At 68.9% G+C, this 13010-nt stretch carries 13 protein-coding genes; 5 read left to right on the top strand and 8 right to left on the bottom strand.

All coding sequences use genetic code 11. The annotated features are described in order from the left end of the window. Positions 1-20: 20 nt before the first annotated feature. The 4 genes from OP497_RS03840 to OP497_RS03825 are packed head-to-tail and all read right to left on the bottom strand — an operon-like array spanning position 21 to position 3111. The gene (locus OP497_RS03840) at positions 21-626 is read right to left on the bottom strand and encodes a Maf family protein (RefSeq protein WP_280546648.1); all 606 of its coding nucleotides are present in this window, start codon (positions 624-626) and stop codon (positions 21-23) included. Between the two features lie 28 nt (positions 627-654). Beyond that, on the bottom strand, positions 655-1143 hold the full coding sequence (gene mreD, locus OP497_RS03835; protein ID WP_280546647.1) for a rod shape-determining protein MreD: 489 nt from the start codon (positions 1141-1143) through the stop codon (positions 655-657). Further along, a complete protein-coding gene (gene mreC / locus OP497_RS03830) occupies positions 1143-2057 on the bottom strand; it encodes a rod shape-determining protein MreC (RefSeq protein ID WP_280546767.1) in 915 nt (304 codons plus the stop codon). The genes mreD and mreC overlap by 1 nt, the downstream gene beginning before the upstream one ends. Positions 2058-2073: 16 nt before the next feature. Next, the gene (locus OP497_RS03825; protein ID WP_280546646.1) at positions 2074-3111 is read right to left on the bottom strand and encodes a rod shape-determining protein; all 1038 of its coding nucleotides are present in this window, start codon (positions 3109-3111) and stop codon (positions 2074-2076) included. 181 nt (positions 3112-3292) lie between these two features. On the opposite strand from OP497_RS03825, the gene gatC reads away from it, so the two are divergent. The 4 genes from gatC to OP497_RS03805 are packed head-to-tail and all read left to right on the top strand — an operon-like array spanning position 3293 to position 7161. Beyond that, entirely contained in the window at positions 3293-3580 is a 288-nt protein-coding gene (gene gatC / locus OP497_RS03820; RefSeq protein ID WP_280546645.1) for an Asp-tRNA(Asn)/Glu-tRNA(Gln) amidotransferase subunit GatC, read from the top strand. 51 nt (positions 3581-3631) lie between these two features. Continuing rightward, positions 3632-5092 carry an Asp-tRNA(Asn)/Glu-tRNA(Gln) amidotransferase subunit GatA gene (gene gatA, locus OP497_RS03815; RefSeq protein ID WP_280546642.1) on the top strand — a complete coding sequence of 487 codons (1461 nt, stop codon included), beginning with the start codon at positions 3632-3634 and terminating at the stop codon, positions 5090-5092. Continuing rightward, on the top strand, positions 5092-6561 hold the full coding sequence (gatB, locus tag OP497_RS03810) for an Asp-tRNA(Asn)/Glu-tRNA(Gln) amidotransferase subunit GatB (protein ID WP_280546640.1): 1470 nt from the start codon (positions 5092-5094) through the stop codon (positions 6559-6561). Before gatA ends, gatB begins: the two co-directional genes overlap by 1 nt. A gap of 48 nt (positions 6562-6609) precedes the next feature. Continuing rightward, on the top strand, positions 6610-7161 hold the full coding sequence (locus OP497_RS03805) for a cupin domain-containing protein (RefSeq protein ID WP_280546639.1): 552 nt from the start codon (positions 6610-6612) through the stop codon (positions 7159-7161). Positions 7162-7170: 9 nt separating this feature from the next. On the opposite strand, the gene OP497_RS03800 is transcribed toward OP497_RS03805, so the two are convergent. The 4 genes from OP497_RS03800 to OP497_RS03785 form a co-directional block, all read right to left on the bottom strand. Further along, a complete protein-coding gene (locus OP497_RS03800) occupies positions 7171-7341 on the bottom strand; it encodes a DUF6435 family protein (protein ID WP_280546637.1) in 171 nt (56 codons plus the stop codon). A gap of 156 nt (positions 7342-7497) precedes the next feature. After that, positions 7498-9000 (bottom strand): aldehyde dehydrogenase, encoded by a 1503-nt coding sequence (locus OP497_RS03795; RefSeq protein WP_280546636.1) that lies wholly within the window; start codon positions 8998-9000, stop codon positions 7498-7500. After that, positions 8997-10400, bottom strand: coding sequence for an aspartate aminotransferase family protein (locus OP497_RS03790; RefSeq protein ID WP_280546635.1), 1404 nt, complete (start codon positions 10398-10400; stop codon positions 8997-8999). The genes OP497_RS03795 and OP497_RS03790 overlap by 4 nt, the downstream gene beginning before the upstream one ends. 28 nt (positions 10401-10428) lie before the next feature. Beyond that, positions 10429-11196 carry a gamma-glutamyl-gamma-aminobutyrate hydrolase family protein gene (locus OP497_RS03785; RefSeq protein ID WP_280546633.1) on the bottom strand — a complete coding sequence of 256 codons (768 nt, stop codon included), beginning with the start codon at positions 11194-11196 and terminating at the stop codon, positions 10429-10431. A gap of 257 nt (positions 11197-11453) precedes the next feature. Here OP497_RS03785 and OP497_RS03780 point away from each other — a divergent pair, with 257 nt between their 5' ends. Next, positions 11454-12827: a glutamine synthetase family protein gene (locus tag OP497_RS03780; protein ID WP_280546632.1), complete on the top strand. Its 1374-nt coding sequence runs from the start codon at positions 11454-11456 to the stop codon at positions 12825-12827. Positions 12828-13010: the final 183 nt, after the last annotated feature.

The raw sequence follows: 13010 nt of genomic DNA, 5'->3' as shown, positions 1-13010 counted from the left end.
TCCAGAAAAGTCTGCCGCCATTATGACATAGGCCCGCTCGGGAGAGCCCCGTTCCAGAGCGGCACGCCCTGCCGGGCCAGCAGCTCGGCGGTCTCGAAGAGCGGCAGCCCCACCACCGCCGAGTGGCTGCCCTCGATGTGCTCGACGAACACCGCGGCCAGGCCCTGGATGGCATAGCCGCCGGCCTTGTCCGCCGGCTCCCCGGTGGCCCAGTAGGCGGTAAGCTCGGCGGCGGTGATCGCGCGCATGAAGACGCGGGTGGTCACGCAGGCCGTCAGCAGCCCGGCGGGGCCAGTGACCGCCACGCCGGTGAGTACCTCGTGGGCACGACCGGATAGCCCCCGCAGCATGGCCGCGGCCTGCTCGCGCCCCGCCGGCTTGCCGAGGATCGCGCCGTCGCACACCACGGCGGTATCCGAGCCCAGGGCGGGGTGCGCGGAGAGGCGGGCACCGGCCAGCGCCTTCTCCCGGGCCAGGCGGAGCACATAGTCGTGCGCCGCCTCGCCGGATCTCGGGGTCTCGTCGATGTCCACGGGGCGCACCTCCACCACCACGCCGATCGAAGCGAGCAGGTCGCGACGACGCGGCGAGGCCGAGGCCAGGCACAGCACGGTGTCGGGGGTCATGGCAGCTCCGGAGCGGGGGGCATGAGGGTCAGTTGCCGGCGAGGCGGCGGCCCAGCGCCACGAACAGGGTGGTAAACCAGGGCCAGAGCACGGCCCCGATCAGCGCGGAGAGCAGGAAGGAGAGGTGCATCGAGAAGGGCCCGAACAGGGCCCTGAGCCACTGTTCGGCCAGCTGGACCATGCCCAGCAGCACGAAGATCAGCACCGCCTGCTGGACCAGCGAATAGGCCCGGAAGCGCGCATAGACCAGCGCGCAGAGGAAGGCCAGCAGCGACAGCAGCAGGGCATTCTGTCCCAGCGGCGCGCCCTCGATGAGATCCACCAGAAGGCCCAGCACGAAGCCGTGGAAGACGCCGACCCGCAGCGGCTCGCGCATGCACCAGTAGATCAGCATCAGCCCCAGCCAGTCGGGGCGCCACACCTGCCAGCCATCGGCCAGCGGCATCACCTGCAGGCACAGGGCCAGCAGCAGGGTCACCCAGATCCACAGCAGGTTGGCGGGCGGGAATGTGGCCATCAGGGCGTCTCCTCGTCGGCCGCCGCCGTGCCGGTGCGACGGGCCGCCTCGAGGGCCGGGGCAGCCAGTTCGCCCTCGGGGGGGGCGGCGGGCGGCGCGGGCGGAAACAGCAGCAGAAAGTGCCGTGAGCGCTGCAGCTGTGCCACCGGCGCGGCGGTGACCCGGGCGAAGGGCTCGCCCGGGTCATGGACCACCGCCGAGACCCTGGCCACCGGGTAGCCCGGCGGGAAGCGCTCGCCCAGCCCCGAGGTGGTCAGCAGGTCGCCCTCGCGGATGTCGGCGGTGTCAGGCACATGCATGACGTTGAGGGCATCGTAGCTACCCGCCCCCTGGAGGATGAAGCGCAGCCCGTTGCGATTGATCTGCACCGGCAGGGCATGGCTGGCATCGGCCAGCAGCAGTACCCGGCTGGAATAGGCCGAGGTGGCGGTGATCTGGCCGACCAGCCCCGAGGCATCCAGCACCGGCTGGCCGACGTAGACACCGTCTCGGCGGCCACGGTCGATGACCATCTGGTGGGTGAAGGGGTCGGGGTCGAGCGACAGCAGCTCGGCGGTGATGTAGGGCATGTCGCGCAGGCGGGTGGCCGCGAGCAGTTCCCGCAGCCGCACGTTCTCGGCGGTGAGGCTCGCCATGCGCTGCACCCGATGCGACAGCGTCAGGATCTGCTTGCGCAGGCGACGGTTCTCGTCCACCAGGGCGCGCTGGTCGGAGAGTGCCAGCGCGGCCCAGTTGAGGACATCGCTGGGCAGGCTGACCAGCCACTGAACGGGCGCCACCAGGGTCGAGAGCTGGGTCCGCACGGGCTCCATACGGGTGAAGCGCGTGTCGACGAACATCAGCGCCGACGCCAGGATCACGCACAACAGCATGCGATAGCCCGGCAGCGGTCCATGCGAGAACAGCGGCTTGATAGGGCGTCCCCCCGGGTCAATCGCTGGACAGCAACTCGAAGGTGTGCTGGTCGATCATCTCCAGGGCCTTGCCACCGCCCCGGGCCACGCAGGTCAGCGGGTCCTCGGCGACGATCACCGGCAGTCCGGTCTCCTCGGCGATCAGCTTGTCGAGATCGCGCAGCAGCGCCCCGCCGCCGGTCAGCACCAGGCCGCGTTCGGCGATGTCGGAGGCGAGCTCCGGTGGCGACTGTTCGAGGGCACTCTTCACCGCAGCGACGATGGAGCCCAGGGTCTCCTGGAGGGCGTCGAGGATCTCGTGGGAGTTGAGCGTGAAGCTGCGCGGGATCCCCTCGGCCAGGTTGCGGCCGCGCACGTCGATCTCGCGCAGCTCGCCGCCCGGATAGGCGCAGCCGATCTCTTCCTTGATCCGCTCGGCGGTGGCCTCGCCGATCAGGCTGCCGTAGTGGCGGCGCACGTAGGCAGTGATCGCTTCGTCGAAGCGGTCACCGCCGACGCGGATGGATTCCGAGTAGACCACGCCGTTGAGCGAGATGATGGCGATCTCGCTGGTGCCGCCGCCGATGTCGACAACCATCGAGCCCTGGGCCTCATCTACTGGCAGGCCGGCACCGATGGCGGCCGCCATGGGCTCCTCGATCAGGAACACCTCGCGGGCGCCGGCGCCCTCGGCGGACTCCTTGATGGCACGGCGTTCGACCTGGGTCGACATGCAGGGCACACAGACCAGCACGCGGGGGCTCGGCGTCAGGAAGGTGCTCTGGTGAACCTTGCGGATGAAGTACTGTAGCATCTGCTCGGTGACGGTGAAATCGGCGATCACACCGTCCTTCATCGGGCGGATGGCGGTGATGTTACCGGGGGTGCGACCCAGCATGCGCTTGGCATCGGCCCCCACCGCGGCCACGCTGCGCATGTTGCCGGACTGGCGAATCGCCACGACCGATGGCTCATCGAGCACAATGCCGCGACCGCGGACATAGATCAGCGTATTGGCCGTCCCCAGGTCGATCGACAGATCGCTGGAAAACAGCCCCCTCAAGCGTTTGAACATGGAGTCGTTACCTAGTGCAGTCCGGGAACCCTGTGCGGACGCAAACGGTATCACCGCGGCCCCCCGGCAGCAAGCAAAGTCCCGCGGCGCGCGGCATTCCCGGACCTGCCAGCGAGGCGGCGGATGTGATACCTTCTGCGGTCATTTCCCAGATTCCACTCCCTGTCGAGGACATCCGATCATGGCGCTTGAACACGCAGACGTTCTCAGGGCCGCCCACCTGGCCCGGCTCGGCCTGGACGATCACGAGGCCGCCCACTACCTGGACGACCTGGGCCGCATCCTGGCGATGGTCGACCAGCTCCAGACCCTGGACACCGAGGGGGTCGCACCGCTGGCCCACCCCCTGGAGACCACCCAGCGGCTGCGCGCCGACGAGGTCACCGAGACCGACCAGCGCGACCGCTTCCAGCGCTGCGCCCCGGCGGTGGAGCAGGGCCTCTACCTGGTCCCGCGGGTCGTCGAATGACCCGTGCCACTCCCATCCGTTTCCGGCAAGCCATCACGGAGCCCAGGGCCCATGCATGACAAGACTCTGACGGAACTCGCCACCGGCCTCGCGACCGGCGAGTTCTCCAGCCGCGAGCTCACCCAGGCGCTGCTCGCGCGCATCGACCACCTCGACGGCGGCCTCAACAGCTTTATCACCGTGACCGCCGAGCAGGCCCTGGCAACCGCCGACCGTGCCGATGCCGCCCGCGCCGCCGGCGAGGCCGGCCCGCTGACCGGCGTCCCCCTGGCGCTCAAGGACATCTTCTGCACCGCGGGCGTCAAGACCAGTGCCGGGTCGAAGATGCTCGACAACTTCGTCGCCCCCTACGACGCCACCGTGGTCGAGAAGCTCAAGGCCGCCGGCACCGTGAGCCTGGGCAAGACCAACATGGACGAGTTCGCCATGGGCTCCTCCAACGAGAACAGCTTCTTCGGGCCAGTGCAGAACCCCTGGGACCGGGACGCCGTGCCGGGCGGCAGCTCCGGGGGCAGCGCCGCCGCCGTGGCCGCGGGCCTGGTACCCGCCGCCATGGGCACCGACACCGGCGGCTCGATCCGCCAGCCGGCCGCCTTCTGCGGCATCACCGGCCTCAAGCCCACCTACGGACGGGTCTCGCGCTACGGCATCATCGCCTACGCCTCGAGCCTCGACCAGGCCGGCCCCATGGCACGCAGCGCCGAGGACTGCGCCCGCCTGCTCGGTGCCATCGCCGGCCATGACCCGCGCGATTCCACCAGCGTGGCCCGCGGCGTGCCCGACTACACCGAGGAGCTCGACGCGCCCCTGGCCGGGCTGAAGATCGGCCTGCCCCGGGAATACTTCGGCGACGGCCTCGACCCCGCGGTGGAGGGCGCCGTGCGCGAGGCGATCCGCGTCTACGAGTCGCTGGGGGCCACGGTGCGCGAGGTCAGCCTGCCGCACACCCACTACGCCATCCCGGCCTACTACGTCATCGCCCCGGCGGAGGCCTCGTCCAACCTGGCGCGCTATGACGGCGTGCGCTTCGGCCACCGCTGCGACGCCCCCGCCGACCTGACCGACCTCTACAAGCGCTCGCGGGCCGAAGGCTTCGGCGAGGAGGTCAAGCGGCGCATCCTGATGGGCACCCACACCCTCTCCGAAGGCTTCTTCGACGCCTATTACAAGAAGGCCCAGCAGGTCCGCCGGCTGATCCGCCAGGACTTCCTGGATGCCTTCGACGAGGTCGACGTGCTGATGGGCCCGGCCTCGCCGACCCCGGCCTTCGACCTGGGCGCCAACAAGGACCCGGTCTCGATGTACCTGCAGGACATCTACACCATCGCCATCAACCTGGCGGGCATCCCCGGCATCAGCGTGCCGGCCGGCTTTTCCGGCGGCCGCCCCGTGGGGCTCCAGATACTGGGCACCCACTTCGCCGAGGCGCGGCTGCTCAACGTCGCCCACCAGTTCCAGCAGGCCACCGACTGGCACCTGCGTCGCCCCGCGCTTGCCGAGGAGACCCTCTGATGCAATGGGAAACCGTGATCGGGCTGGAGGTCCACGTCCAGCTCGCCACCCAGTCGAAGATCTTCTCCGGCGCCCCCACCGCCTTCGGCGCCGCCCCCAACAGCCAGGCCTGCGCCGTGGACCTGGGCCTGCCCGGCGTGCTGCCGGTGCTCAACGAGGCCGCGGTGGCCATGGCCGTGCAGTTCGGGCTGGGGATCCACGCCGAGATCCCCGAGGTCTCGGTGTTCGACCGCAAGAACTACTTCTACCCGGACCTGCCCAAGGGCTACCAGACCAGCCAGATGTATCACCCCATCGTCGGTCCCGGCGAGGTGGAGATCACCCTGGAGGACGGCGAGACCCGGCGCATCCGCGTGCACCATGCCCATCTGGAGGAGGATGCCGGCAAGTCGCTCCACGATCCCTTTGCCAACGGCAGGGGTCACGGCATGACCGGCATCGATCTGAACCGCGCCGGCACCCCGCTGCTGGAGATCGTCTCCGAGCCGGACCTGCGCTCGGCGAAGGAGGCCGCGGCCTACCTCAAGGCGATCCATTCGATCGTCACCTACCTGGGCATCTCGGACGGCAACATGGCCGAGGGCTCGATGCGCTGCGACGTCAATGTCTCGGTCCGCCCGCGGGGCCAGGCGAGCTTCGGCACCCGCGCCGAGGTCAAGAACGTCAACTCCTTCCGCTTCGTCGAGCGCGCCATCGCCTTCGAGGTGGAGCGCCAGATCGAGCTGCTCGAGGACGGCGGCGAGGTGGTCCAGGAGACCCGCCTGTTCGACCCGGAGCGCGACGAGACCCGCAGCATGCGCACCAAGGAGCAGGCCAACGACTACCGCTACTTCCCCTGCCCCGACCTGCTGCCGGTGGTGCTCGATCGAGCCTATGTCGACCACCTGCGCGACCACCTGCCGGAGCTGCCCGCCGACAAGCGCGCCCGCTTCCAGGCGGCGCTGGGGCTCTCCGCCTATGACGCCGGGGTGCTCTCGGCGAGCCGCGAGATGGCCGAGTACTTCGAGGCGGTCAAGGAGGTCTGCGGCGATGCCAAGCTGGCCGCCAACTGGGTCCAGGGCGAGCTCTCCGGCGCGCTGAACCGCGAGGGCCTGCCGATCCAGGACAGCCCGGTCTCGGCGACCCAGCTCGGCGAGCTGGTCAGTCGGGTGATGGATGACACCATCAACGGCAAGGCCGCCAAGCAGGTCTTCCAGGCGCTGTGGAACGGCGAGGGCCAATCCGCCGACGAGGTGATCGAGGCCAAGGGACTCAAGCAGGTCACCGACACCGGCGCCATCGAGGCGATGATCGACCGGGTGATCGCCGACAGCCCTGCCCAGGTGGCGCAATACCGGGATGCCGAACCCGACAAGCGTGGCAAGATGATCGGCTACTTCGTCGGCCAGGTGATGAAGGCCTCCCGGGGCACCGCCAATCCCCAGCAGGTCAACGGCCTGCTCAAGGAAAAGCTCGACGCCCTGTGCTGAGCATCGGGGCGGGCCTCGCGCCCGCCCCCCGATTTCAAAGGACGACCCATGGCAGACGATGTCGGCGCGCGCCTGCGTGCCCTGCGCACCCTGAAGGGCATCTCCCAGCGCGAGCTGGCCAAGCGCTGCGGCGTCACCCACTCCAGCCTGTCGCTGATCGAGCAGGGCAAGGTGAGCCCCTCGGTCAGCTCGCTGAAGAAGATCCTCGACGCCATTCCGATGAGCGTCGGGGACTTCTTCACCATGGACCTGGAGAGTCGCAACCAGGTGTTCTATTCGGCCGACGAGCTGGCCGACGTGGGCTCGGGTGATGTCATCTACAAGCTGGTAGGCGCCAACCGCGCCAGCCGCGCCCTGGCCTTCATGATCGAGACCTACCCGCCCGACGCCGACACCGGCCGCGAGATGATCGCCCACCAGGGCGAGGAGGCCGGCGTGGTACTGGAGGGCGAAATCGAGATCACCATCGGCGCCGAGACGCGTCTGCTCACGGTCGGCGAGGCCTACTACTTCGACACCAACGTCCCCCACCGCTTCCGCAATCCCGGCCGCGAGCCCTGCCGGCTGGTCAGCTGCGCCACCCCGGCGCGGACCTTCTGACCCGCCGCCTCAGGCGCCCTTCAGCTTCTCTATCTCCTCGCGTAGCGCCTCCGCCTCCTCGGTCAGCGAGGCGTTGGCGCGCATGTCGCCGTTTCGGGCGGCCAGCATGGCCTGCTCGAGCTTGCGCTCGTAGGTCTTCTGCAGCTTCTTGGAGGGATCGCTCTTGAAGAGTCCGAACATGGCGGCGGCTCCTGCCGGGAATGTCCCGACAGGCTACGCGTCTCGCCGGCATAAAGCGATGCAATAGTTGTACACTTATAAATTTTCGTACACGAAAACCACAAGGCCGGCGCCCTGGCGCCGGCCTTGTGGTATCGAATACCGAGAGCGTTTTCATCAGGTCGAAAGCGACATCCATACCATCTTGAGCTCGGAGTATTCCTCCAGGCTGTGGTGGGACTTGTCCCGGCCATTGCCTGACTGCTTGACCCCGCCGAAGGGGACCGTCTGGTCACCACCGGCCCAGTTGTTGACAAACACCTGGCCGGAGGCCAGCCGCCGCGTCACGCGCATGATGCGGTCGATGTCCTGGCTCCACAGGCCCGCGGCCAGGCCGAAGTCGCTGTCGTTGGCCATGGCGACGGCCTCCTCCTCGCTGTCGAAGCCGAACACCGAGAGCACCGGCCCGAAGACCTCCTCGCGGCCGATGGCCATCGCCGGGGTCACGCCATCGAACACCGTCGGCGAGATGAACAGCCCCTTCCCCTCCAGCGCCTGGCCCCCGGTGCGCAGCCGGGCGCCCTCCTCCACCCCGCGGCGGATGTAGTCCATGACGCGCCGATGCTGGGTCTCGTCGACGATCGCCCCCATGAAGCTCTCCGGGTCGAGCGGGTCGCCGGGCTGCATCCCCTCGGCGGCGGCCAGCACCTTCTCGACGAAGGCCTCGCGGATCGAGTTCTCCACCAGCAGGCGGGAACCGGCGATGCACACCTCGCCCTGGTTGTGGAAGATCGCCTCGGCGGCGTGCTGGGCCACCCCGTCCAGGTCCTTGCAGTCGGCGAAGACGAGGTTCGGGCTCTTGCCGCCGCACTCCAGGAACACCTTCTTGAGGTTCGACTGGCCGGCGTACTGCATCAGCTGCTTGCCGACCCCGGTGGAGCCGGTGAAGGCCAGGCAGTCGACCTGCATGGAGAGCGCCAGCGCCTTGCCGACGGTGTGACCGAAGCCCGGCAGCACCTGGAAGACCCCGCGGGGCAGGCCCGCCTCCTGGGCCAGCTGGGCCAGGCGCAACGCCGAGAGCGGCGACTTCTCCGAGGGCTTGAGGATGACGCTGTTGCCGGCGGCCAGCGCCGGGGCGATCTTCCAGGCGGTCATCATCAGCGGGAAGTTCCAGGGCACGATGGAGGCCACCACCCCCAGCGGCTCGCGCAGCACCAGCGCCAGGGTCTCCTCGCCGGTGGGGGCCACCTCGCCGTAGAGCTTGTCGATGCACTCCGCCTGGTAGCGCAGGCAGCCGATGGCCCCCGCCATGTCGCCCAGCGAGCTATTCACCGGCTTGCCCATGTCCAGGGTGTCGAGCAGCGCCAGCTCGTGCTTGTTGGCCTCCATCAGGTCGGCCAGGCGCAGCAGCACCTTCTTGCGCCGCCCCGGCGCCAGGCGCGACCAGTCGCCACGGGTGAAGGCCGCCCGGGCATGGCCCACGGCGATCTCGGCGTCGGCGGCGTCGCAGCTGGCGACCCGGGCCAGGCGTTCGCCGGTGGCCGGGTTGAGGGTCTCGAAGGTCTCGCCGCTGGCAGCCGCGACGAAGGCGTCGTCGATGAAGGCACGCGACTCGAGGGGCAGGCCGGCGGCCAGGGCCTGCCAGTCGGCCAGCGTCTTGGGGGGTTCGGGACGGCTCATGCGGGTCTCTCCTCGGTATGCGGTTCGTCGGCGACCCTCGCCGCCAGGCACCGGGCGGTCTCGTCCAGCGCCTCGCGGGCCAGGGTTACCAGGTCATCGATCTGCTCGCGGGTGATCACCAGGGGCGGGGCGATGATCATCGTATCACCCACCGAGCGCATCACCAGGCCACGGCGGAAGCTGATGTCGCGGCACCGGTTGCCGGCGGCGAGGGCCTTGTCGAAGCGCTCGCCGCTGGCGGGGTCGATGAGCTCCAGGGCCCCCATCAGCCCCAGCGAGCGGGCCTCGCCGACCAGCGGATGGTCGGCGAGCGTGGCCCAGCGACGCGCCAGGTAGGGCCCCAGCTCGTCGCGCACCCGCTCGACCACGCCCTCGGCCTCCATGATCTCCAGGTTCTTCAGCGCCACCGCGGCACATACCGGGTGACCCGAGTAGGTAAAGCCGTGGAAGAACTCGCCGCCCTCCTCGATCAGTGTGTCGGCGACCCGATCGCCGACCAGCACCCCGCCGATCGGCAGGTAGCCGGAGGAAAGCCCCTTGGCGATGGGCATCAGGTCGGGGGCGAGATCAAAGTGGACGCTGCCGAACCACTCGCCGAGGCGACCGAAGCCGCAGATCACCTCATCGACCACCAGCAGGATGTCGTATCGTGCCAGGACCGCCTTGACGGCGGGCCAGTAGCTCGCCGGTGGCATGATGGCACCGCCGGCGCCCTGCACCGGCTCGGCGATAAATGCCGCCACCCGATCTTCCCCCAACTCCTGTATCTTCGCCTCCAGGGCCACTGCGCACTCACGGCCGAAGGCCTCGGGATCCTGATTGCGGCCCTCTCCAAGCCGCCCTTCGCCAAACCAGTAGGGTTGGCGGACATGGGTGATGCCCGGCACGCAGGGGCCACCCTGGTCGTGCATCGGCGCCATGCCGCCCAGACTCAGGCCGGCTACGGTGGAGCCGTGGTAGCCGTTCTCGCGGCCGATCACCCACTGCTTCTCCGGCTTGCCCTTGAGTGCCCAGTAACGGCGCACCATGCGCAACACGGTGTCGTTGGCCTCGGAGCCGGAGCCGGTGAAAAAGACGTGGTTGAGGTGCGAGGGTGCCAGCGCACAAAGCTTCTCGGCCAGCTTCACCGCCGGCGGGTGCGTGGTCTTGAAGAAGGTATTGTAGAAGGGCAGCTGGCGCATCTGCTCGGTGGCGGCCATTACCAGCTCCTCGCGTCCGTAGCCGAGGTTGACGCACCACAGGCCGGCCATGCCGTCGAGAATCCGGTTGCCCTCGGCGTCATGAATGTAGACCCCCTCGGCGCGCTCGATCACGCGGCTACCCTCCTCGCCCAGTGCCTTGAAGTCGGTGAAGGGGTGCAGGTGGTGGGCACGATCCAGTGCTTGAAGCGAATGCGGCATGCTGGCTCTCCGGGTCGGGACGACGGCCTCAGGCATCGACGGCGGGTGACGGATTGCGGGCACCGCGATGGACGTCGCAGGCCGCGGCGAAGGCCCGGAAAAGGGCGTCGTAGAGCGGGTGCTCGCAGGGCCTCCACTCGGGGTGCCACTGCACCGCCAGGGCGAAGCCAGGGGCACCGGCGACCGATACCGCTTCGACAAGCCCGTCCGGGGCCAGGGCCTCGGCGACGAGCCCCGGCCCCAGCTCGGCGATGCCCTGCTGGTGCAGCGAATTGACGCGGGACAGCGGCTCGGGGTAGAGCGCGGCGAGCCGTCCGCCGGGCACCAGGGTGATGTCGTGGCTCGGGGCATACTTCGCCTCGCGGTCGCCTTCCGGCTCACGATGGTCAAGCATGCCCGGCACCCGCTGCACCGCCTGGTGAAGGGTGCCGCCGAAGGCCACGTTGAGCTCCTGGAAGCCGCGACAGATGCCCAGCAGCGGCAGCCCCAGGTCCAGGGCAGCGGGAATCCAGCCCAGCGCCGCGGCATCGCGATGGGGGTCATCCCGGGTGTTCTCCGGGGCACGTTCGGCCCCGTAACGCTGCGGCTCCACGTTGGTGTAGCTGCCGGTGAGCAGCAGGCCGTCCAGCGACGCCAACAGCTCGCTCTCCACGGCGTCCTCCCACACCGGCAGGATCACCGGCGCCAGACCATAGTCGCGCAGGGCGGAGAGGTACTTGTCGGTGACCATGTGCGCGGGGTGGCCTTCCACCTCGCGCCGACAGGCGATCACGCCTACCAGGGGTCGAGTGCGCATGGCGGTCTCCTCGGAACACGCATGATGATTGTTATGCTTTGCTCAACATAACGTCGTTGATTAACCTTGCCAACCCCCGCCGAAGCCCGGCCGGCGCCCATGCCCATCAACCCATTGTTTTTCATTGAAAAGAAAGAGATGCCGATGATCCTTTAGCCATCAGCACCCACCACCATGCGTAAAAGATTTGACAACATAGACCTGTGATTCAAAGATGACAGCCATCGAACAATGACCCACAGCCGATAGGTGGCCCCATGCCCTCCTCTGCCGATGAAGCCCGCGACTTCCTCGACCGCCATCCCGACGTCGACAGCATTGACCTGCTGATCAGCGACCTGAACGGCGTGTTGCGCGGCAAGCGCATCCCCCGCGACAACCTCGAGAAGGCCTTCCGCGACGGGGTCAACCTGCCCGCGTCGGTGTTCGCCCTGGACATCCTGGGCAACACCATCGAGGCCACGGGTCTGGGCCTCTCGATCGGCGACAGCGATCGGGTCTGCCGCCCGGTGGCGGGCAGCCTGATGCCGAGCCCCTGGCTGCGCGACGCCCGCCAGGCGCAGCTGCTGATGACCATGACCGAGGCCGACGGGGCGCCCTTCTTCGCCGACCCGCGCCAGGTGCTCGCCCGGGTGCTGGAGCGCTTCCGCCGCGCCGGGCTGACGCCGGTGGTGGCCGTGGAGATGGAGTTCAGTCTCGTCGATCGCCGCCGGGACCCCCTGGGCATGGTCCAGCCGCCCTGCTCGCCGGCGACCGGCGAGCGCGCCGCGCAGAGCCAGCTCTACTCGATCAACGAGCTCGACGAGTATGCCGACCTGCTCGAGGAGATCCATGCCGCCGCCCGGACCCAGCGGCTGCCGCTGGATACCGCCCTCAAGGAGTGCGCCCCGGGACAGTTCGAGATCAACCTGATCCACTGCGATGATGCCCTCGCGGCCTGCGACAGCGCGGTGCTGCTCAAGCGCCTGATCAAGGGTGTGGCCCTGCACCATGGTTTCGAGGCCACCTTCATGGCCAAGCCCTATGGCCAGGAGGCCGGCAACGGCACCCATGTCCATATCAGCCTGCTCGACGAGGCGGGGAACAACGTCTTCGCGGCCGATGACGGCGCCCCGCTCGGCACGCCGCGGATGCAGCACGCCGTGGCCGGGCTGCTCGAGCTGATGCCGGCCTCCATGGCGCTCTTCGCCCCCAACCTCAACTCCTTCCGCCGCTTCCAGCCCGGGCTCTATGTGCCGATGGCCCCCACCTGGGGCTACGACAACCGCTCGGTGGCGCTGCGCATCCCCTCGGGACCCAATGCGGCGCGGCGCATCGAGCACCGGGTGGCCGGCGCCGACGTCAACCCCTACCTGCTGCTGGCGACCCTGCTCGGCGCCATCGACCATGGGTTGCAGCAGCGGCTGACACCGCCGCCGGCCATCACCGGCAACGCCTATGACCAGGCCGCACCCAGCCTGACCAACAGCTGGTGCCAGGCCCTGGACCTGCTGGAGCAGAGCGAGCCCCTGGCCGAGGCACTGGGCGCGGACTTCCTCGCGGTCTTCCTGGCCAATCGCCGTGCCGAGCGCGACCAGGCCCTGCAGGCGGTCAGCAAGCTCGAGTACGACTGGTACCTGCGCCACGTGTGACCTCGAGTGCCCTCGACTCCATGGTCACCGGGAGAGCGTTGTCGTGCCGTCACGACACCGATCGCGCGACCCGGCAGGCCTACTCGAGGAGACGCATCCCCTGTTCGATATCGGCGGCGATGGCGTGGCAGAACCCTTCCCTGTCTCCCCGGGACAGGGCCAGGGTCAGTCACCATACCCCAA

The organism is Halomonas sp. 11-S5, from assembly GCF_029889825.1.
Lineage (GTDB): Bacteria > Pseudomonadota > Gammaproteobacteria > Pseudomonadales > Halomonadaceae > Halomonas.
The sequence above is the reverse complement of the archived record's forward strand: the minus strand, read 5'-3'. Positions and strand labels throughout refer to the sequence as shown.